This is a genomic window from Streptomyces sp. TRM68416, assembly GCF_014596915.1.
Lineage (GTDB): Bacteria > Actinomycetota > Actinomycetes > Streptomycetales > Streptomycetaceae > Streptomyces.
In genome coordinates, this window is the sequence record NZ_JACVWU010000002.1 from 179726 (window position 1) to 199533 (window position 19808).

General features: G+C 72.7%; 18 protein-coding genes and 6 tRNA genes. 9 read left to right on the forward strand and 15 right to left on the reverse strand.

The window, feature by feature from the left end:
* Positions 1-3: 3 nt before the first annotated feature.
* The 3 genes from ICC28_RS03985 to ICC28_RS03995 form a co-directional block, all read right to left on the reverse strand.
* Positions 4-1293: an ABC transporter substrate-binding protein gene (locus ICC28_RS03985; RefSeq protein ID WP_188286973.1), complete on the reverse strand. Its 1290-nt coding sequence runs from the start codon at positions 1291-1293 to the stop codon at positions 4-6.
* 408 nt (positions 1294-1701) lie between these two features.
* Positions 1702-1773, reverse strand: a tRNA-Val gene (locus ICC28_RS03990).
* A gap of 88 nt (positions 1774-1861) precedes the next feature.
* On the reverse strand, positions 1862-2311 hold the full coding sequence (locus ICC28_RS03995) for a TIGR02611 family protein (RefSeq protein WP_188286974.1): 450 nt from the start codon (positions 2309-2311) through the stop codon (positions 1862-1864).
* A gap of 191 nt (positions 2312-2502) precedes the next feature.
* Here ICC28_RS03995 and ICC28_RS04000 point away from each other — a divergent pair, with 191 nt between their 5' ends.
* Together ICC28_RS04000 and ICC28_RS04005 are read left to right on the forward strand one after the other, a co-directional pair.
* Entirely contained in the window at positions 2503-2916 is a 414-nt protein-coding gene (locus ICC28_RS04000) for an SsgA family sporulation/cell division regulator (protein ID WP_004002642.1), read from the forward strand.
* A gap of 282 nt (positions 2917-3198) precedes the next feature.
* A complete protein-coding gene (locus ICC28_RS04005) occupies positions 3199-3759 on the forward strand; it encodes a CGNR zinc finger domain-containing protein (RefSeq protein WP_188286975.1) in 561 nt (186 codons plus the stop codon).
* A 309-nt stretch (positions 3760-4068) separates the two neighbouring features.
* On the opposite strand, the gene ICC28_RS04010 is transcribed toward ICC28_RS04005, so the two are convergent.
* Positions 4069-4221 carry a hypothetical protein gene (locus ICC28_RS04010; protein WP_010351316.1) on the reverse strand — a complete coding sequence of 51 codons (153 nt, stop codon included), beginning with the start codon at positions 4219-4221 and terminating at the stop codon, positions 4069-4071.
* A gap of 155 nt (positions 4222-4376) precedes the next feature.
* Positions 4377-4811: a hypothetical protein gene (locus tag ICC28_RS04015; protein WP_223188332.1), complete on the reverse strand. Its 435-nt coding sequence runs from the start codon at positions 4809-4811 to the stop codon at positions 4377-4379.
* 239 nt (positions 4812-5050) lie between these two features.
* Between ICC28_RS04015 and ICC28_RS04020 the strand changes: the two genes are divergently transcribed.
* Positions 5051-5584 (forward strand): DsbA family protein, encoded by a 534-nt coding sequence (locus ICC28_RS04020; RefSeq protein WP_188286977.1) that lies wholly within the window; start codon positions 5051-5053, stop codon positions 5582-5584.
* Positions 5585-5586: 2 nt separating this feature from the next.
* Here the strand turns inward: ICC28_RS04020 and ICC28_RS04025 are convergent, their stop codons facing one another.
* The 3 genes from ICC28_RS04025 to ICC28_RS04035 all read right to left on the reverse strand — a co-directional run bounded on the left by ICC28_RS04025 (position 5587) and on the right by ICC28_RS04035 (position 8425).
* Positions 5587-6411: a GNAT family N-acetyltransferase gene (locus tag ICC28_RS04025; RefSeq protein WP_188286978.1), complete on the reverse strand. Its 825-nt coding sequence runs from the start codon at positions 6409-6411 to the stop codon at positions 5587-5589.
* Between the two features lie 149 nt (positions 6412-6560).
* On the reverse strand, positions 6561-7382 hold the full coding sequence (locus ICC28_RS04030; RefSeq protein WP_188286979.1) for an aminotransferase class IV: 822 nt from the start codon (positions 7380-7382) through the stop codon (positions 6561-6563).
* The gene (locus ICC28_RS04035) at positions 7379-8425 is read right to left on the reverse strand and encodes a chorismate-binding protein (RefSeq protein ID WP_188286980.1); all 1047 of its coding nucleotides are present in this window, start codon (positions 8423-8425) and stop codon (positions 7379-7381) included. Before ICC28_RS04035 ends, ICC28_RS04030 begins: the two co-directional genes overlap by 4 nt.
* Positions 8426-8613: 188 nt before the next feature.
* Here ICC28_RS04035 and ICC28_RS04040 point away from each other — a divergent pair.
* From ICC28_RS04040 to ICC28_RS04060, 5 genes are all read left to right on the forward strand, one after another.
* A tRNA-Gly gene (locus tag ICC28_RS04040) sits at positions 8614-8686 on the forward strand.
* Between the two features lie 39 nt (positions 8687-8725).
* Positions 8726-8799 (forward strand) — tRNA-Cys (locus tag ICC28_RS04045).
* Between the two features lies 1 nt (position 8800).
* Positions 8801-8872, forward strand: a tRNA-Val gene (locus ICC28_RS04050).
* Positions 8873-8912: 40 nt separating this feature from the next.
* Positions 8913-8984: transfer RNA gene (locus ICC28_RS04055), tRNA-Val, on the forward strand.
* 39 nt (positions 8985-9023) lie between these two features.
* Positions 9024-9095 (forward strand) — tRNA-Val (locus ICC28_RS04060).
* Positions 9096-9150: 55 nt separating this feature from the next.
* On the opposite strand, the gene ICC28_RS04065 is transcribed toward ICC28_RS04060, so the two are convergent.
* From ICC28_RS04065 to ICC28_RS04080, 4 genes are all read right to left on the reverse strand, one after another.
* The gene (locus ICC28_RS04065) at positions 9151-9462 is read right to left on the reverse strand and encodes a zf-TFIIB domain-containing protein (protein ID WP_188286981.1); all 312 of its coding nucleotides are present in this window, start codon (positions 9460-9462) and stop codon (positions 9151-9153) included.
* Between the two features lie 80 nt (positions 9463-9542).
* Positions 9543-10517, reverse strand: coding sequence for an aminoglycoside phosphotransferase family protein (locus ICC28_RS40295; protein WP_317453954.1), 975 nt, complete (start codon positions 10515-10517; stop codon positions 9543-9545).
* Between the two features lie 660 nt (positions 10518-11177).
* A complete protein-coding gene (locus tag ICC28_RS04075) occupies positions 11178-11357 on the reverse strand; it encodes a hypothetical protein (protein ID WP_188286983.1) in 180 nt (59 codons plus the stop codon).
* 196 nt (positions 11358-11553) lie between these two features.
* Positions 11554-11829: a hypothetical protein gene (locus tag ICC28_RS04080; protein WP_188286984.1), complete on the reverse strand. Its 276-nt coding sequence runs from the start codon at positions 11827-11829 to the stop codon at positions 11554-11556.
* A 196-nt stretch (positions 11830-12025) separates the two neighbouring features.
* On the opposite strand from ICC28_RS04080, the gene ICC28_RS04085 reads away from it, so the two are divergent.
* Positions 12026-13441 carry a serine/threonine-protein kinase gene (locus tag ICC28_RS04085; protein ID WP_223188333.1) on the forward strand — a complete coding sequence of 472 codons (1416 nt, stop codon included), beginning with the start codon at positions 12026-12028 and terminating at the stop codon, positions 13439-13441.
* A gap of 19 nt (positions 13442-13460) precedes the next feature.
* Here ICC28_RS04085 and ICC28_RS04090 read toward each other — a convergent pair whose 3' ends face one another.
* The 3 genes from ICC28_RS04090 to cobT all read right to left on the reverse strand — a co-directional run bounded on the left by ICC28_RS04090 (position 13461) and on the right by cobT (position 19726).
* Positions 13461-14279, reverse strand: coding sequence for a TrmH family RNA methyltransferase (locus ICC28_RS04090; RefSeq protein ID WP_188286985.1), 819 nt, complete (start codon positions 14277-14279; stop codon positions 13461-13463).
* Between the two features lie 64 nt (positions 14280-14343).
* Positions 14344-15576: a uroporphyrinogen-III C-methyltransferase gene (gene cobA / locus ICC28_RS04095; RefSeq protein WP_188286986.1), complete on the reverse strand. Its 1233-nt coding sequence runs from the start codon at positions 15574-15576 to the stop codon at positions 14344-14346.
* 139 nt (positions 15577-15715) lie between these two features.
* Positions 15716-19726: a nicotinate-nucleotide--dimethylbenzimidazole phosphoribosyltransferase gene (cobT, locus tag ICC28_RS04100; RefSeq protein WP_188286987.1), complete on the reverse strand. Its 4011-nt coding sequence runs from the start codon at positions 19724-19726 to the stop codon at positions 15716-15718.
* Positions 19727-19808: the final 82 nt, after the last annotated feature.

Here is a 19808-nt window from a genome sequence, read left to right on the forward strand (position 1 = left end):
CCCTCAGCCCGCGAACGCGGCCTTGGCTTCGTTGAACAGCGCCTTGGCGGCGTCGGCCGGCTTGGTCTTGCCCTGGGCGATCTCACCGCCGAGGCGCAGGAACGCCGCCTCGATGACGTCGGCGCCGGACGGGTGCGGGGTGATCTTCCCGAGCACTCCGGCCGCGGCGACCTCCTCCTCGTACGCCTTGACGCCCTTGTTGTTGTCGTCGGTGGGCGTGAACGCCTCGTACTGCTCGGTCGTGGCGAGGATGCCGCGGTCGTAGCCCATGATCCTGCCGACCTCGGGGTCGTGGACCATGAAGTCGATGAACTGGGCTACCTCCTTGGGGTGCTTGGTCCCGGAGAAGCCGCTGAGCATCAGCGAACCGAGGTACTGGCCCGTCTCCTTGCCGTCCGTGGTGGGGATCGGCGCGAGCCCGTAGTCCGACTCGCCCTCGCCCTCGTAGCGGATGGAGAAGTTGTCCCAGGTGAACTCGGAGGCGGCGAGGCCGGCCGAGAGACCGGACTTGGGCGCGACCTGCTCGATCTTCTTGGGGTCGGCGACGAGCCCGGAGCGCACGCGCTTGTAGCCGTCCTCCCACCACTGCGTCAGATCGTCCTCGGTGAAGCCGAGATCGGAGTCGGTGAAGAACGCCTTGCCGTTCTGACGGAGATACAGGTCGTAGAGGTACATGATGCCGAAGTAGCCGGTGTCACCGGCGATCTTCAGCTTGTCCTGGATCGTCTGGAGCGCGTCGAAGTACTCGTCCCAGGTCCAGCCCATCTTCGGCTCGACGCCCGCCTTCTTGAAGGCCTTGAGGTCGATGACGAGGGCCATGGTGTTGGCGCCGACCGGGATGCCGAGCTGCTTGCCGTCGACCTGACCGTTCGCCAGAACGCCGTTGCGGAAGTTCTCCAGGCTCAGATTCCCCGCGTCCGCCTGGGTCTTGAGATCCAGCAGAACACCACGCTTGTCGTACTTGCGCAGGAAGCCGACCGCATTCTGGAAAACGTCCGGCGGATTACCGCCGGAGGCCTGCGTCTGGAACTTCTCCCAGAACGCGGCATAGTCGGTGAATTCCGGCTTGATCTTGATCTTCGGATACTTCTTCTCGAAGAGGTCGATCGTCTTCTTGATGGCGATGGTGCGCGGCTCGCCACCCCACCACGCGTAACGGAGTGTCACCGTCCCGTTTCCGGAACCGCTGCCGTCGCCGCCGCACCCCGTCGTCGCGGCCAGCCCCAGCGTGGCCGCCGATGCGCCGGCCACCTTCAGGATCGTTCGCCTCTCAACATTCCTGCTGGTTCCCATGGTTGGGCCGCCTCCCCGCAGCGTCATCGCCGCCTGCATGAATCGTTTCAAGTAAGCGCTTGCTGGCACAAGTTACGGAGGGGCTCGTGGTGCGTCAATGATTCGGACAGGAATTTCTTGGAGACCGCCCCGGCGCGCCGGTGCCACCGAGGAACCGGGGAGCACCCCCGGCGGGACGGCTTCGCAGGTGGGAGGCTTGGGGCCGACTGCCCGAACAGGGCGGAAGGGGGCGCACGGCGGGGCGGGTCGGCCGAAAGTCGCCCACGGGGCCGCCGCCTGACGGGACGACGGATCACGCCGACCAGGGCGGGGTGGCGCGCCCGTCCGCCGGGACCGCGCGCGTCGAGATCGTGGCCACGAACGACGGCGGCCCGTCTGCAGTGATGCAGACGGGCCGCCGACTCCGGGTGGGCGATACTGGGTTCGAACCAGTGACCTCTTCGGTGTGAACGAAGCGCTCTCCCACTGAGCTAATCGCCCGGGCGCAGGAAGAACATTACCCCATGTCAGGGGGTGCCTGTGACCAGCACGGACGAGCACCGGCCGGCACCCGCACCCCCGTCACGGATCACTGGTTCTTGATCTTCCAGGGCATCTCGAAACCGAACTTCCACAGGTACACGCCGACGATGACGGCCACGATCACGAGGCCGATCGACGTCAGGATGATGTTCCGGCGCCTGACCTTGGGGTCGAGGGCACGCTGTGCCGCCTCGGTGACCTTGCGCTTGGTCCAGCGCAGCACCAGCTGGGCCCAGACGAACTCGGTTGCCCAGATCGCCATGCCGCCGAAGATCACGACCCAGCCGGGTCCGGGCAGCGGCAGCATGATGATGCCGGTGATCACGACGGCGAGGCCGATGATGAAGACGCCCACCTGCCAGCTCAGATGCAGAAGACGGCGCGCCTTGACGAATTCGGGTGCTCTGGAGCCGAGCGGCTGCTCCTTCACACCGTCCACTTCGATCCTGTTCGAGGCCATGGCCACCTCGCCACCCTCGTCACTCCCCGTGTTCATACGGCCAAACCCTACCCGAGAGAAACCGGTCACCGAAATGGTCGTACCTCGCGAACGGCGTCTCGGCCGGAAGAGTTACGTAAAGACACGCAAAACACTCAGAGGGGTTTACAACGGCACCGTAGGTGGCATGTCGATTTCGCCGACGTGCGAATCCCCGAGCGCACACTGAGCGAAAGGCCCTGGCGCTTATGAACACCACGGTCAGCTGCGAGCTGCACCTGCGCCTCGTTGTGTCGAGCGAGTCCTCCCTGCCTGTCCCCGCAGGCCTGCGGTACGACACGGCCGACCCCTACGCCGTGCACGCCACCTTCCACACCGGAGCCGAGGAGACCGTCGAGTGGGTGTTCGCCCGCGACCTCCTCGCCGAGGGCCTCCACCGGCCCACCGGGACCGGCGACGTCCGTGTCTGGCCGTCACGCAGCCACGGTCAGGGAGTCGTCTGCATCGCCCTGAGCTCCCCGGAGGGCGAAGCCCTGCTGGAGGCCCCGGCGCGAGCCCTGGAGTCCTTCCTGAAGCGAACGGACGCCGCCGTGCCGCCCGGCACGGAGCACCGGCACTTCGATCTCGACCAGGAGCTCTCCCACATCCTGGCGGAGAGCTAGGCGGGGCGCCCACGAAGCCGCCCGGCGCCGTCCACTCGGGGAGACGGCTCGGGCCACGACAACCGCATACGGTATGCACCGACGCCGTCACGCGAGGCTCTCGCGTGACGGCGTCGGTGTCTTTCGTCCGTGGGACCGCGACCCTGACAGCACCACTCGCAGCGCCACTCGGTTGCTCTCGGCTACCACTGGCACCTCGGGGCCGACCGAGTTGCCGTGGAGCCACTACCATCGGCCAGCATCGGCGGGCGTCCGCCCGACCCTCATGCCAGGGAGCGAAACGTGCTGATCACCCACGACACCCGGTGCGCCCTCGACGCCGTCGTGGATCTGGTGAACACCGCGCCGGAGGACGACGCGACGCCGGAGGGGCTGCCGGACGTGCCGGCCCTCGCCGATTTCGTGCGCAGGCACGAGATCAGCGACGTCGGCGTGCTCTCGGAGTTCGACCTGTCCGCGGTACGCAAGATCCGCGGCAGGTTCGCCGGGATCTTCGCGGCCCCGGACGCCAGGGCCGCCGCGGTCCTGATCAACGAGCTGGTCGCCGCCGCGGGCACGACTCCGCGGCTCACCGATCACGACGGCTACGACTGGCACGTGCACTACTTCGCACCGGGCGCCTCGGTCGCCGACCACCTCGCGGCCGACTGCGGGATGGCGCTGGCCTTCTTCGTGGTCGCCGGGGAGCAGGAGCGGCTGCGGCGGTGCGAGGCCCCCGACTGTCGGCGCGCCTTCGTCGACCTCTCCCGCAATCGCTCGCGCCGCTATTGCGACAGCCGTACCTGCGGCAACCGGCTCCATGTGGCCGCGTACCGGGCGCGGCGCAAGGAGGCGGCGGGGTAGGGGGCGGTGGCTGCGGGGTGCGGGGTGCGCGGTGCGCGGCCGCGGGGTATGCGGTCGCGGGGGGCGCTGGGCCGTCGGGCGCGTGCGGTGGCGTCGTGGCTGGGCGCGCAGTTCCCCGCGCCCCTATGGGGCGCTTATGGGTACCGGTGTCCCCCCGCGGGGGGGTGCGCTGGGCCGTCGGGCAAGTGCGGCGGTGGCGTGGTTGGGCGCGCAGTTCCCCGCGCCCCTGCAGGGGGCGGGTGGTGCGGTGTTTTGGGGTGTTCGTCGGCGCGGGCCCCGGCGGGTGGCGCCGGGGGCCGCGGGTACGGCTCAGAGCAGCAGCAGGTCGTGCAGCGCAGCCATGAGCAGCAGAGACCCGATCACCGCAAGGAAGATCATCAGCGGTGGCTGGGAAAGGGCGAAGAGGCATCCGCGCGGCTCGTCCTGCGGCGGCGCGGCCTCGCTCTGTGTCGTGTCCAGCATCTCGCGCCGAATGATGGCGCAGCGAACGGCCCCGTGGCGATCAACACGCCCGGAGAGAGCGGGAGTTCGTCGGAATCCGTGACGTCCGGTACAGGTCGTGATCGATTACGAGCGTGGGTGGACCCACTGTGTCGTTTCAGGCCGGCCTGCGGACGTCATATGCCGTGCTTCTTGAGGATGGCCTCGATGTCGCTGAAGTCCTCCTCGGCCCGGGGTGCCGCCGCGGGCTTGGTCGCCGGGCGGGAGGCGGCGCCCAGGGAGGGCGCCGAGGCCGCCGGCGCCACCGCCTCGCGCTGCCCGGACCGGGCCGCCTTGCGCTCCTTGCGGGTGATGCCGCGGCGACGCTCCACCACGCGGGTGCTCGCAAACAGCAGCCAGGCCGCGCCCAGCACGCCGAAGCCGGCCCACGCGGTCGGACTGAACGCGGTGTCCGCCATCCACTCGACGATCCCGGTCATCACCAGACCGATGGGAACGAGCGAATACGCGGCGATACGGGCGGCGGACAGGAAACGCTTGCGGTACGCCGTGACCGCCGCGATGCCCAGGCCGGCCGCGGAGACGGCGGAACAGACGGTCTCGGCAATCATCCGGTCCTCCAGACGGGATTCGGTCGGGCGCAGCCCTTTCGTCCCTTCCATCCTGCACCTATCGGGCCCCGCCGGGCCATGCCCCGACCCGAGATCAGGGACATCTCCGGGTCGGCTCCTCCGCAGGTGCCGGTCCGGTCGTACGCGGTCCGTGGCACGCACCTGCCGCGACGGGCCGCGTACGTCCCGTCCGGGCGGTCCGGTTGGGAGCGGTCGGCGGGGGCTGGGAGACTGTGCGCATGAGCGACTCCTCCCCCGTCCGTCCCATCGCCCCCGCCGTCGTCCTCGACGTGTGGTGCGAACTCCAGTGCCCGGACTGCCGTGACGCCCTCGACGACCTGCGCGCCCTGCGCGCCCGCTACGGCGACCGGCTGGATCTGCGGCTGCGGCACTTCCCGCTGGAGAAGCACAAGCACTCCTTCGCGGCCGCCCAGGCCGTCGAGGAGGCCGTGGAGCAGGGGCAGGGCTGGCCGTACGCGGAGGCGGTCCTGGAGCGGGTCGAGGAGCTGGACCGCAAGGGCGAACGCCTCCTGGTCGAGGTGGCCCGGGAACTCGGCCTGGACGCCGAGGAGTTCGACACCGCGCTGATCGACGGCCGGCACATCCTGATCGTGGACGCCGACCAGGCCGAGGGCAAGGCGATCGGGGTGACCGGCACCCCGACGTACGTGATCGGCGGCGAGCGGCTCGACGGCGGCAAGAGCCAGGAGGGGCTGCGCGAGCGCGTCGAGGAGATCGCGGACCGGCTGCTGGCCGAGGCCGGACAGGGCTGAGCTCAGAGCAGGTCCTTGTACATCACGTAGCTCTCCGGCTCGTACCCCAGCGACTCGTACAGCCGCTCGGCCGGTGTGTTGCCCGCGAAGACGTTGAGGCCGATGTCCCTTTGGCCGGCGGCCAGCGCCTGGACCTCGGCCAGCAGCATCAGGGAGCGGCCGTGGCCCCGGCCGCGGAACCGTTCGTCGGCCTCGACGTCGAACACGTACGCCCGCTCCCCCTCCACCGACAGCCACAGGGTGCCGACCGCGGTGCCCTCGTGCTCCAGGACGCTGATCAGCGTGTTCTCGGTGGCCAGGCCCTGCGGCAGCAGCCTGGCGTGGTCGCTCTCCGACTTGGTCCTCGCCTGGTCCTCGGGCACCCCGCGGTCGATCCAGCTCTGCGCGTAGTGCGCCTTGCCGTATTCCAGCCACGGCCCGAACTCCGCCTCCGTCATGGGGCGGCCGCGGCTGCCGGCGGGCAGCTCGGGCGGTGTCGCGGGCAGCCGCTTCCGCAGGCGGCGGTTGCGGTGGACGTACCCCAGGGCCGTGGCCAGCCGCAAGGCGGGCTCGGCGTCGCCGGGCACCGTGAGCTCGATGCGCTTGCAGCCCCAGCCGCGGGCCACCTCCTCGGCGGCGAGCGCGGCGACCGTGCCCCGGCCGCGCCTGCGGTCCGGCTCCTCGATCCGCAGGTCGAGGATGTCGGCGACGGTCGGCCCGAAGACGGGGTGGGTCGCGAGGTGTACCGCGCCGACGGGACGGCTGTTCACGCACACCTGGAAGTGGCGGGACAGCACCCCGTCGGCGGCACGCTGAAGCGGCTCGGTCGGCCGCAGGGTCGTGGTCATCAGGGGTGTTCTACCCGCGGTGGAGGCCCGCGTCAGCTTCTTTTCCGCGGCGGTCACGGAACCTGACCCCACTTCCACGTCCGCGGCCGTCACGGATCCTGCTTCCACATCCGCGGCCGTGACGAATCCCGCGTCCGCACCCGCGACGGTCAGGGATCCTGGTCGTGCCCGGACCGCTCGTCGAAGACGCGCATGGCCTTCGCGGTCACCGGGCCCGGCGCGCCCGGCAGTTCGCGGTCGTCGACCCGGTGCACGGCCTGCACGTCGCGCAGCGTCGAGGTGAGGAAGATCTCGTCGGCACGGTCCAGGACGTCCAGCGGCAGGTCGGTCTCCCTGGCGCCGGTCCACTCCACGGCCAGCGCGCGCGTGATGCCGGGCAGGCAGCCGGAGGTGACCGGCGGGGTGTGGATCTCGCCGTCCAGGACGACGAAGACGTTCGACCCGGTGCCCTCGCAGAGTTGGCCGACCGTGTTGCCGAACAGGGCCTCGGAGGCGCCGTGTTGGTGGGCGCGGGCGAGGGCGACGACGTTCTCGGCGTACGAGGTCGTCTTCAGGCCGGTGAGCGCGCCGCGTTCGTTGCGGGTCCAGGGGACCGTGATCACGGCGGTGGAGTCGGGACGGCGGGTGGTCTCGCCGAGGGCGACCACGAGGGTCGGGCCGTGCTCGCCGCGGTCGGAGCCGAGGGGGCCGTGGCCGCCGGTGTAGGTGATGCGCAGCCGGCCCAGCGGCATCGGGTTGGCGGCCAGAACGGCGGCGCAGGCGCGCCGGATCTCGTCGTGGTCCGGGTCGGGCAGGCCGAGGCCCCGCGCGGAGCGGGTCAGCCGGTCCAGGTGCCGGGTGAGCGCGAACGGCTTGCCGTCGGTCGCCTTCACCGTCTCGAAGATGCCGTCGCCCACGGTCAGCCCGTGGTCGAAGACCGAGACGCGGGCGGACTCGATGTCCTGGAGTCCGCCGTCGAGCCAGATCTTCACGTGCTCAGTCCCTCTCCACTCACGTCGTACTCTCCCGACGCTACCGCGAGCAGCCGGGACGCCTTCAGTTCGGTCTCCCGCCACTCCCCCTCGGGGTCGGAGCCCCAGGTGATGCCGGCGCCGGTGCCGAAGCGCAGCACGCCTTCCGTGCGGTCGATCCAGAACGTGCGGATCCCGACCGCCAGCTCGCCGGTGCCGCGGTCGGCGTCGACCCAGCCGACGCCGCCGCAGTACGGCCCCCTGGGTGCGGTCTCCAGCGCGTCGATGATCCGCAGGGCGCTGGACTTGGGCGCGCCGGTGACCGAGCCGGGCGGGAAGGCCGCGGCGAACAGCTCGGGCCAGCCGGCGTCCTCGCGCAGCTCGCCGCGGACGGTGGAGACGAGGTGCACCAGGCCCGGGTGCTTCTCCACGGCGCACAGGTCGGGGACGGTGACGGAGCCGGTGGCGCAGACCCGCCCGATGTCGTTGCGGACCAGGTCCACGATCATCACGTTCTCGGCGTAGTCCTTGTCCAGGAGGTCCGCCTCGGTGCGTCCGGTGCCCTTGATCGGCCCGGACTCGACGACCCGACCGTCCCGGCGCAGGAACAGCTCCGGAGAAGCGGTGGCGATCTCCACGCCGTACCCGGGCAGGCGGATCGTTCCTGCGTACGGTGCCGGGTTGCCGCGTGCCAGCAGGGCGGTGAGGGCGTCCACGTCGGCATCGGGCGCGACCGGCGCCGAGAGGACCCGGCAGAGGTTCGCCTGGTAGACCTCGCCGGCCGCGATGTGCTCGCGGATCCGGCGGACCCCGGCCGTGTATCCGGCGTGGTCGAGGGAGGAGGTCCAGTCCCCGGCTGCCGGTCCCCGCCAGGCGCCCGGCACCGGGGCGGGCACGGGTGCCCGTGTCACGTCACGGAAGCGGGCGCAGGTCAGCCGGCCCTCGAAGTCCGCGGCGACGGCCCAGAAGCCGGTGGAGTCGAGGGCCGCGGGGTCATGGGTGACGTCGAGGAGGCCGGTGGCGACGCGGTCACCGAAGCGGGCGAGGGGAGGGAGGTCGAGCACGTTGTCGAGTCTATGGCGGGTGTCTTCCGGGTGACCTGCGCATGTCTTCGCGGGCGTCCTGGGCGGGTGTCCGGGCAGGTCCGCGCAGGTCCGGCGCAGCACGCTGCACAAACGCGTTTTTGTACTGGCCCAGGAATCCGCTAGAGTTCAACACGTCGCCGGGACGCGCAAGCGGAACGGAAAGACAGGCGAACGTAGCTCAGTTGGTAGAGCGCAACCTTGCCAAGGTTGAGGTCGCGAGTTCGAACCTCGTCGTTCGCTCGAAAGAGCAAGGGGATCATCCCGAACCCCTACACTCCTGGTGGAGTGGCCGAGAGGCGAGGCAACGGCCTGCAAAGCCGTCTACACGGGTTCAAATCCCGTCTCCACCTCCAAGGACGATTAGCTCAGCGGGAGAGCGCTTCCCTGACACGGAAGAGGTCACTGGTTCAATCCCAGTATCGTCCACTGAGGCCTTCGGGCTTCGGGAGCCGCAAGGCTTCGACCCGCGCGATTAGCTCAGCGGGAGAGCGCTTCCCTGACACGGAAGAGGTCACTGGTTCAATCCCAGTATCGCGCACGCATGATCCGATCCGCGGCCTTCGGGCCGTGATCCCGAGGACGATTAGCTCAGCGGGAGAGCGCTTCCCTGACACGGAAGAGGTCACTGGTTCAATCCCAGTATCGTCCACGCACCGCAAGCCCCCGGTCGCTCGCCGCGACCGGGGGCTTCGTCGTGCGGTGGATCAGCTGGAGAACAGCATGTGGCCGAAGCTCTTGTGGCGCTTACGGCCGTAGTGGCCGCCGTGGTGACCGCCGGGGTGCGGGGCTCCCCAGGCGGGTGCCGCCGGGGCGACGGGGGCAGCGGGGGCGGCCGGGTAGGCCTGCGGGGCGGCCGGGGGCGGCGGGGCGGGCTGGGACCACTGGGACTCCAGACGGGTCAGGGCCTCCAGCTCGCCGTAGTCGAGAAAGATCCCGCGGCAGCCGCTGCACTGCTCGATCTGGACGCCGTTGCGGTTGTAGGTGTGCATCGCTGCACGGCACTTCGGACACTGCATGGTCGGCTCAACTCCTCGCCGGTCGGTCCTGCTTCGCGTATCGCCAGGACAGACACTGTCCGGCTGCGGTCGGTTGCACCCTACTTGGCGGATTCGTACGTCAACTCGGGTGGTGCGGCGGCCATTCGGACACATGCGTCGATCAAGGACTCCTCGACCTCGTCCAGGGGGCGGCCGGCCGCGGTCGCCTTGGTGATCGCGGTGGCGGCGGTCTGGACGGTGAGGGCGCGGGCCGGGACGTCCAGGGCGGGCCACGGGTCGCCGTCGGCGGGGACCGCGGGGCCGCCGGCCGTGCGGTACGCGGTCAGGAAGCGGGTCCATTCGTCGGGCGGGAGGAGTCCGCAGGCGTACCAGGCGGCGGGGCGGGCGAGATCCCAGGCGGGGTTGCCGGTGCCGAGGTCGTCGACGTCGATGAGGAGCCAGGGGCCGTGCGGGGCGGGATGGCGGACGAGTTGGCCCAGGTGGAAGTCGCCGTGGCAGAGGGCGGGTGTGGGGGTGGGGATGGCGTGGACCGGGGTGGAGGCCTCGGCGCGGGCCCAGGCGGGAAGGGATTGCCAGGCGCGGAGGACGGGGGGTGCGGCGGGGTGGGGTGCCGTTGCGGTTGCCGTGCGGAGGCGGGTGACGGCCCTTGCGGCCTTGTGCGGGCCGCGCATGGGGGGCAGGGGGGTGGTGACGAGAGTGGGGGCTCGGTGGAGGCGGGCCAGGAGGGTGGCGGCGGACTCCCACGGGGCGTCGTCCGGGGATGCGGGATCGACGGGGGTGCCGTACGGCCAGCAGGTCACCAGGCGGCCGTGCAGGGGGGCCGGGGTGGGGGTGAGCGGGGGGAGGAGTACGTCGGGGAGGGCTGTGGCCGTGGCGAGGCGGAGGGCGAGTTCGGTGGGGTCGGTGTCCGGGGCGTGCGCCTTCGCGACGGTGTCCGCGTGGCGGACGACCGTGCCGTCGGGGCGGTCGGCGAGGGTGGCGGGGGTTCCGCAGGGGCAGGCGGATGCGCGGGAGTGCGCGGTGGCCCTGGCTGCGCGGGTCAGCTCGGGCAGGAGGGGGTTCTTCGGTGTCACGGGGCTCCCTGCGGGCGCGGGTGGTTCTGCGGGTGAGCGTACGCGGGTGGGCTGCGGGGCTTGAGCGGGTGCGTGGGTGGCGTCGTCTGGGGTGCTCGGGCGGCGGGCAGCGGGGTTGCCACCGCCCGAGCTGCGCGGCCCCGGGTCCACGGGTGCCGCCGGTTGCGCCGCCGGGGGGGTCGCGCAGCCCGGCGCTACCGGGGTGCCGCCTGCGCCCACCCGTGCCGCCCCAGGCGGCACGCATGCCCGCAGCACGGACGGCGAAGCGAGCCAGCACCGCCCGCCCAGGCGGACGCCGCCCCGGCCGCCACACACCCACAGACGCAGCGCCCCCCAAGGGGCGCGGGGAACTGCGCGACCAGCCCACGCATGGCCGCGGGTGGTCGTGTACGAGGCCCGCCCTCTGCCGCCCGCAGGGCGAATGGAGTGGGGCGATGCCTGCCCCGGGAGGGCTCGGCTGTCCCGGGGCGTCTGGTCGGGCGGCGAGTATGGACGCCCGGTCTGCGGCTTGCGCACGGAGTGTCGTCGTGGGCATGGCAATGCCGGCGCAGCTCCCCAGCTGCGCCGGCATTTTTTGCCGTCCGCCGCACCCCCGTCCCCACGGGGTTTCATGGGTGGATGTCCCCGCCCGGACCGCTCTTCCGGGCCTGGGGTCGCCGCTCAGCGCCCCAGCATCACGCCCACGGACGACGCTTGTGTGGCCACTGTCTCCCACCCGTCGAAGACGAGGAGGAGCAGGGCTGCCAGGGGGAGGGCCATAAGTGTCGCCACCAGGGGGTGGCGCCGGCCTTGGCGGCGCTGAGGTGTGCGGAGCAGTGTCCGCGGTGCCGTCTGGGCCATGGTCCCTCTCCTGACCGTTCCGTTGTCGTTGGCAGCGGCGGGTGTCTGACCTCGGGGGACGAGTGCGCCACCCGCCGCTTGACCTCAAATCTACGGGCGCGGCGGATGCCGGACGTCATGCCCTCGTACCGATTGCCGGGCCTCCCGGAGGATGAGCCGTGCGCGGGCGACTACTCCCCTGGGTGGAGACGGAGACCTAGGTCTCGGGGTCTTCCCGGAGGGGGCGCCCGGTGTGCCCTGCTTTCTCCGAGCTGTCCTCCCGCGGCACCGGCTGCTCGACCAGCGCCAGGACCCGGTTCGCCATGAAACGGGCCGTACGGACGACGGAGCCGCTGCGGGTGACTTCGCTCACTTCCACCACCCCCCGGCGCACCGCCGTCTCCACCCGGCGGCCCGCCCTGCTCGCCACCACCTCGTACGTGCGGGTCGTGTCCCCCGCGTCCACGACTATCTCCACGCGATCACCCTTCACGGGTTCAATCCCCCTTCTGTGACGGGTGGTTGGCAGCGCGGTCAGGCCGAAGTGCGCCTGTCCACCGGCTCCCTGACCACTTCTCAAGTCTCCCACCGGGCACTGACAATCCGTCGAACCGAGAGGGCGCGGCCTCTGCGCGCAGGGGGCCGCGGAAACGTAAGCTGTGGCTCGTCACAGGGACCGGGCAGCGGGGATGAACATGGCGATGATGCGCCTGAGGCGCGAGGACCCGCGCGTCGTCGGCTCGTTCAGGCTTCACAGACGGCTCGGCGCGGGTGGGATGGGCGTGGTCTACCTGGGCTCCGACAAGAAGGGGCAGCGGGTCGCGCTGAAGGTCATCCGGCCCGACCTGGCCGAGGACCAGGAGTTCCGGTCCCGCTTCGCACGTGAGGTGTCCGCCGCCCGGCGCATCCGGGGCGGGTGCACCGCGCGGCTCGTCGCGGCCGATCTCGACGCCGACCGGCCCTGGTTCGCCACCCAGTACGTTCCCGGGCCGTCCCTGCACGACAAGGTCGCCGACGAGGGCTCGCTGGTCGCGGCGGAGGTCGCCGCCATCGGGGCCGCCCTGTCGGAGGGGCTGGTCGCCGTGCACGAGGCCGGGGTGGTGCACCGCGACCTCAAGCCGTCCAACATCCTGCTCTCCCCCAAGGGCCCGCGGATCATCGACTTCGGCATCGCCTGGGCCACGGGCGCCTCGACGCTCACCCACGTGGGCACGGCCGTCGGCTCACCGGGCTTCCTCGCCCCGGAGCAGGTGCGCGGCGCCGCCGTCACCCCGGCCACGGACGTGTTCTCGCTGGGGGCGACCCTGGCGTACGCCTCGATGGGTGACTCGCCCTTCGGGCACGGCAGTTCCGAGGTGATGCTGTACCGGGTCGTGCACGAGGAGCCGCAGCTGCACGGCGTGCCCGACGCGCTGGCCCCCCTCGTACGCGCCTGTCTGGCCAAGGACCCCGACGAACGGCCCAGCACGCTGCAGTTGTCGCTGCGCCTGAAGGAGATCGCGGCCCGGGAGGCGCAGGGGCTCGCCGAGCTGCGTCCGCCCGCTCCGCGCGCGGGGGACGCGGAGCGGCCGACCGGGCGGCTCGCCGAGGGCTATCCGGAGCGCACCCAGCGGCGCCCACAGGGGCAGCCGGGCGGCGGGCAGGGCACTCCCCCGCCGCGGGGCGCCGGTCCTTCCTCCCGTGGTCCCGCTCCCTCCCGGGGCGGCAGCCCCTCGCGCGGGGGGACGGCCTCGTCCGGCCGGGCCGGGGCACGGCCCACGCCCGCGCAGCGGAACACGCGGTCGGGCAGCGGGAGCAGGCCGGCCCCGCGCAGTGGGACCGGTCGTCCGGCGCCCCGGAACACGGGCACGGGACGGCGTCCCGCCAATCCGCAGTTGCTGCGGCAGCGGCTGTTCGTGTTCGTCGTGGTGACCCTGCTGGTCGCGCTGGGCATCGCCGCGGCGCAGGGCTGCCAGGGCCCGCAGCGGGGACTCGGCGACGACAACGGCGTCGTACGGCAGGAGCGATCGGCGCGGCCGTCGCCGGGGTACGAGCCGCTGGACGGGCCGTTGATGTCCGAGCGGTACGCGTCGACGCTCGAGGCGACGCCCGAGGCGACCGAGTAGCCGCGGCCGCCGCGCTCGGCTACGGCTGGGGGCGGCCCGTGGCCACCGCGTAGAAGGCGACCGCGGCCGCCGCGCCCACGTTCAGGGAGTCGACGCCGTGGGCCATGGGGATGCGTACCCATTCGTCGGCGGCGACCAGGGCCTGGCGGGAGAGGCCGTCGCCCTCGGCGCCGAGCATCAGGGCCACCCGGTCCATCCGGTGCGGGGCGACCTCGTCCAGGGACTTGGCCTTCTCGTCCGGGGTGAGGGCGAGAAGGGTGAAACCGGCCTCGCGGACCGACTCCAGGCCCTTGGGCCAGCTGTCGAGACGGGCGTAGGGGACGGAGAACACCGCGCCCATCGAGACCTTCACGCTGCGGCGGTAGAGGGGGTCCGCGCAGTCGGGTGAGAGCAGGACCGCGTCCATGCCGAGGGCGGCCGCGGAGCGGAAGATCGCGCCGATGTTGGTGTGGTCGTTGACCGACTCCATGATCACGACCCGGCGGGTGGTCTGCAGGAGTTCGTCGGCCGTCGGCAGCGGTTTGCGCTGCATGGAGGCGAGCGCGCCGCGGTGCACGTGGTAGCCGGTGACCTGCTCGGCGAGCTCCGGGCTGACGGCGTAGACCGGGGCCGGGAGCTCGTCGATCACGTCGCGCATGACGTCGACCCACTTCGCGGACAGGAGCATCGAGCGCATCTCGTACCCGGCGTCCTTGGCCCGTCTGATGACCTTCTCGCCCTCGGCGATGAACAGGCCCTCGGCCGGTTCGCGCTTACGGCGCAGTTCGACGTCGGTCAGGCCCGTGTAGTCACGCAGGCGCGGGTCGTCGGGGTCCTCGACGGTGATGAGATCGGCCACAGAGTGATACTGCCTTGTCCTGGGTGCGGTGCCAACGGCTCGGGAGTGGTTGTGTTACCTCGGGTTACGCCGAGGTGTCCGGGCCGACCTTCACGACCTCCCCGATGACGATGACCGCGGGAGGCTTCACGTCCTCGGTGCGGACCGTCTCGGCGACCGTCGCGAGGGTGGCGTCGACCCGGCGCTGCGCGGCCGTCGTGCCCTCCTGGACCAGGGCGACCGGGGTGTCCGGGGACTTGCCGTGGGCGATCAGGGTCTCGGCGATCCGGCCGATCTTGTCGACGCCCATGAGGATCACGAGCGTGCCGGTGAGCCGGGCGAGGGCCGGCCAGTCGACCAGGGAGCGCTCGTCGTCGGGGGCGACATGGCCGCTGACGACCGTGAACTCGTGGGCGACCCCGCGGTGGGTGACCGGGATGCCGGCCGCGCCGGGCACGGAGATGGAGCTGGAGATGCCGGGGACGACGGTGTACGGGATGCCGGCCTCGACGAGCGCCTGCGCCTCCTCCATGCCCCGGCCGAAGACGTACGGGTCGCCGCCCTTGAGCCGGACGACCGCCTTGCCCTGCTTGGCGTGCTCGACGAGCGCGTTGTTGATGGCCTCCTGGGCCATGAAACGACCGTAGGGGATCTTCGCGGCGTCGATGACCTCGACGTGCGGCGGGAGTTCGGCGAGCAGGTCGCGGGGGCCGAGGCGGTCGGCGATGACGACGTCGGCCTCGGCGAGCAGGCGGCGGCCGCGCACGGTGATCAGGTCCGGGTCGCCGGGGCCGCCGCCGACCAGTGCGACGCCGGCGGTACGGGTGCGGTGGTGCGGGGCGACGAGGGTGCCGTCGCGCAGGCCCTCGACGACCGCGTCGCGGATGGCGGCGGTGTGGCGGGGGTCGCGGCCGCGGGCGCTGGTGGTGAGCACGGCGACGGTGACGCCCTCGCTGTGGCCGGTGGCGGGGGTCCAGGCGGTGGCCAGGTCGGCGTCGTCGGAGCGGACGCACCAGACACGGTGCGCCTCCGCCTCGGCCGAGGCCCGGTTGTTGGCTTCCGTGTCGCTGGTGGCGATCAGGGCGTACCAGGCGTCCGTGAGGTCGCCGGTCTCGTAGCGGCGCCGGTGCCAGGTGATCTCGCCCGCGTCCGCCATGGCCTCTACGGAGGGGGTGGCTTCGGGGGACACCAGGACGATGTCGGCGCCCGCCGCGATCAGGGCCGGGAGCCGGCGCTGGGCCACCTGGCCGCCGCCGAGGACGACGACCTTGCGGCCGGTGAGGCGGAGGCCTACGGGGTAGGCGGGGTGTTCGGCCATGAGGTGCGGCTCCTCGTCCTGGCATTGCGATGGGTGCTACGGCGCTGGAGCAGCCCTGACGTGCGCATTTTAGGGATGGGTTCAGCGTACGGCCGGGGTGGGGTGCACGCAGGAGCGCAGACCCCACCCCGGTCCGGGACTACTTCTCGGTGACGCCCGCCGAGTCGAACGTCGCCACCTCGTGCATCGCGCGGGCCGTGCTCTGGACCAGCGGGAGTGCCAGAAGGGCGCCGGTGCCCTCGCCGAGGCGGAGGTCGAGGTCGACCAGGGGGCGCAGACCGAGCTTGTTCAGCGCGGCGACGTGGCCCGGCTCCGCGCTGCGGTGGCCCGCGATGCAGGCCGCGAGGACCTCGGGGGCGATGGCGCGGGCGACCAGGGCGGCGGCGCCGGCGCTGACGCCGTCGAGGATGACCGGCGTGCGCAGGGAGGCGCCGCCGAGCAGGAGGCCCACCATCGCCGCGTGCTCGAAGCCGCCGATCGCCGCGAGCACGCCGATGGGGTCGGCCGGGTCCGGCTGGTGGAGTTCCAGGGCGCGGCGCACGACCTCGGTCTTGCGGGCCAGGGTCTCGTCGTTGATGCCGGTGCCGCGGCCGGTGACCTCGGCCGGGTCGGCGCCGGTGAAGACGGAGATCAGGGCCGCCGAGGCCGTCGTGTTGGCGATGCCCATCTCGCCCGTCAGCAGCGCCTTGTTGCCCGCCGCCACCAGGTCGCGGGCCGTCTCGATGCCGACCTCGATGGCCTGCTTGCACTCCTCGCGGGTCATCGCGGCGCCGGTGGTCATGTCGGACGTGCCCGCGCGGACCTTGCGGGGCAGCAGGCCGGGGGTCGCGGGGAGGTCCGCCGCCACGCCGACGTCCACCACGCAGACCTCGGCGCCCACCTGGCCGGCGAAGGCGTTGCAGACCGCTCCCCCGCCGAGGAAGTTGGCGACCATCTGGGCCGTCACCTCCTGCGGCCAGGGGGTCACGCCCTGGGCGTGCACGCCGTGGTCGCCGGCGAAGATCGCGACGGCCGCGGGCTCCGGGATCGGCGGCGGGCACTGGCGGGACAGGCCGGACAACTGCGCGGAGATGATCTCCAGCATGCCGAGCGCGCCGGCCGGCTTGGTCATGCGCTTCTGCCGCTCCCAGGCCTCGCCGAGCGCCTTGGCGTCCAGCGGGCGGATCTGGGCGACGGTCTCGGCGAGCAGGTCGTGCGGCTCCTCGCCGGGCAGCGCGCGACGGCCGTACGTCTCCTCGTGGACCACCCAGGACAGCGGGCGGCGCTTGGACCAGCCCGCCTGCATCAGCTCGGGCTCGTCCGGGAACTCGTCGACGTAGCCGACGCACAGGTAGGCGATGACCTCCAGGTGCTCGGGCAGGCCGAGGGAGCGGACCATCTCGCGCTCGTCGAAGAAGCTGACCCAGCCGACGCCGAGGCCCTCGGCGCGCGCGGCGAGCCAGAGGTTCTCCACCGCGAGGGCGGCGGAGTACGGCGCCATCTGCGGCTGCGTGTGGCGGCCGAGGGTGTGGCGGCCGCCGCGGGTCGGGTCGGCGGTGACGACGATGTTGACCGGGGTGTCGAGGATGGCCTCGATCTTCAGTTCCTTGAACTGCTTCGCCCGGCCCTTGGGCAGCGACTTCGCGTACGCCTCGCGCTGCCGCATCGCCAGTTCGTGCATGGCGCGGCGGGTGTCGGCGGAGCGGATGACGACGAAGTCCCAGGGCTGCGAGTGGCCGACGGACGGGGCGGTGTGGGCGGCCTCCAGGACGCGGAGCAGCACCTCGTGCGGGATCGGGTCGCTGCGGAAGCCGTTGCGGATGTCGCGGCGTTCGCGCATGACCTTCAGGACGGCCTCGCGCTCGGCGTCGTCGTAGGCGGGCGCGGCCGGGCCGGTGGACTGTCGTGCTTCTGCCACGGGGGCCGTGCTCTCTTCCTGGTCGGCGGCCCTTGTGTCCAGGTCCTCCGCGTTCTGTACGAGGTCGGGGTCGCCCTCGCGAGGCGCCGGGACCGTCGGGTCGCCCTCCGCGGGGAGGACGAGCGGCTGGGGCGGGGTCGGCGCGAGGTGCGGGGTGGTGGGCACCGAGCCCTCCACGGGGACGAACTGCCCCAGCGGCTGCACCTGGGGGCCGGCGGGTTCGGCGAGGTAGGGCTGCGGCTGCTGCGCGTCGGCGGCGGGGGCCTCGGCGGGCCGCGACGGTTCGGGCGCGGCTTCCTCGGCGGCTACGGGCGCGGCGGCGTCGTCGGTGGGGAGCTGGGCGGGGGTCCCGGGCTCGGGTGCCTGCGTCGGGTCGACGGCGGCCGGGAAGGGGACGGCTTCGGGTGCCCCGGGGACCGGGGTGGCGGGGGCTGCCGCCTCGGGGGACGGGGCCTCGGCGGCCGGGGCCTCGGCGGCCTGGGCGAATTCGGGGGTGCTGGGTTCGACGGTCTGGGCGGGGGCCGGAACGGCCGGCTCCGTGATCTGCGCTTCGGTGGTCTCGTCGGCCTCGGGCGCGACGGGCTCCGCTACCTGAGCGGCGTCGGGCGCGGGGGCCTCGGTGGCGGTCGGTGCGGGGGCCTCGGCCGACTGGTCCGCATCGGATACGGCAGGCTCGGCGACGGGTGCGGCGGCTTCGGCGACCGGTGCGGCAGGCTCGGCGACCGGTGCGGCGGCTTCGTCGGCGGCCTGCGCGGTCGCGTCGGCGGCCTGACCCGTCACGTCGGCGGCCTGCGCGGCGTCTGCCGCGGTCGCGTCCGGCGCCTGGGGGGCTTCCGGCGTCTGCACGGCGCCCGGCGCCGCGGTCTCGGGAGCGGCCTCGACCGCCCCGGTCACGCTGACCACGGCGGCCTCGGGCGCGGCGGCCTCCTGCGCGGTGTCGGGGGCGGCGGCCTCGGGCGCGGGCACGGTGTCGGGAGCGGCGGCCTCGGGGGCGGCTACGGCCTCGGGCACCTGCGCGCTCTCAGGAGCTGCCGCAGGACCGGGAGCCCGCACGGACTCGGGAGCCGCCGCAGGATCGGCAGGCTGCACGGACTCGGGAGCCTGTCCGCCCTCGCGGCCGGTCCCGGCATCGATCGCCTGCTCGGTACCCGGCGTCCGCGGCTCGGTCGGTGCCTCACCGGCGACCGGCGCGGCATTCTCCACGGCCTGCTCGGCGACGGCCGCGGCCGTGTCTCCCGACGGGTCCTGGGCGACGTACTCGCCCTCCGGCCCTTCGGCGGGCTGCGGGACGGCCTCGGCGGCGACGGCCTCGGGCTGTGCAACGCCCTCTGCCACAGCCTGGGCCTGCGGAGCGGCCTCCATGACAGCCGGGTCCTGCGGGGCAGCCCCCGCCATGTCCTGGACCTGCACGGCAGCCTCCGCCCCGGGCTGGACCTGCACCGCAGTCTCCGCCACGGCATGAACCTGCGGACCAGCCTCCACGACAGCCTGGGCCTGGGCCTCCACCCCGGGCTGGGCCTGCGAAACGGCCTCGGCGACGGCCTGTGCCTGCGGAGCGGCCTCGGCGGCAGCCGCCTCAGAGGCAGCCTGGACCTGCGGAGCGGCCTCAGCGGCGACCTCGACCGGGGCAGCCGGCTCGGCGACCTGAACCTGCGGACCTGCTCCCGGCGCTGCCTCGGCCTCCGGCGCGGTCTGCACCCGTGCCGCGGCCTGGGCCTGCGGAACAACCGTTTCCGCAGCCTGCGCCTCCTGGCTCGCCGGGGCGGGGGCGCCCCACGGTGCCGCGCCCTGCGGGGCGGGCTGGGCGATGTCGAGGTACTCGGGGCCGGTCGTCGGCGGGCCGGGCTGGCGTACGGGCGCGCCCACGGCGCCGCGGTCGGCGAGGGAGCGGACCGGGCTGGCCGAGGCGTCGGGGATCGGCGGGCCGAGGTGCAGGGGCCGACGGGGTGTGGTCGGCGGGACCGGGGCGGGCCCCGGCAGGCGGACGCCGTTGAGGTCGACCGAACCGCTGTCGCGGCCGGACATCTCGTGCGGGCCCGGCTCGTGCACGGCCTCGACGACCGGCTCCGGCGCCGGCGGGGCGACCTCGTTGCCCCATGCGCTCTGGGCGCCCGGCAGCAACAGGAGGTCTTCGTCCTCGGCGGTGGTCTCGGAGAGGTAGGTGTACGCACCGTGCGCGGGGACGCCCGGCTGCTCCACCATGCCTGCGTTCTCCGGCAGTCCCTCGCCCGGGACCTGGCCGGTGTCGGTCATGCGTACCCCTCGCCCATCGGTTAGTGCTTCTACGACCAGCTCACCGGAACGGCGCACCGACCGCCCCGTAGTGAAGAACGAG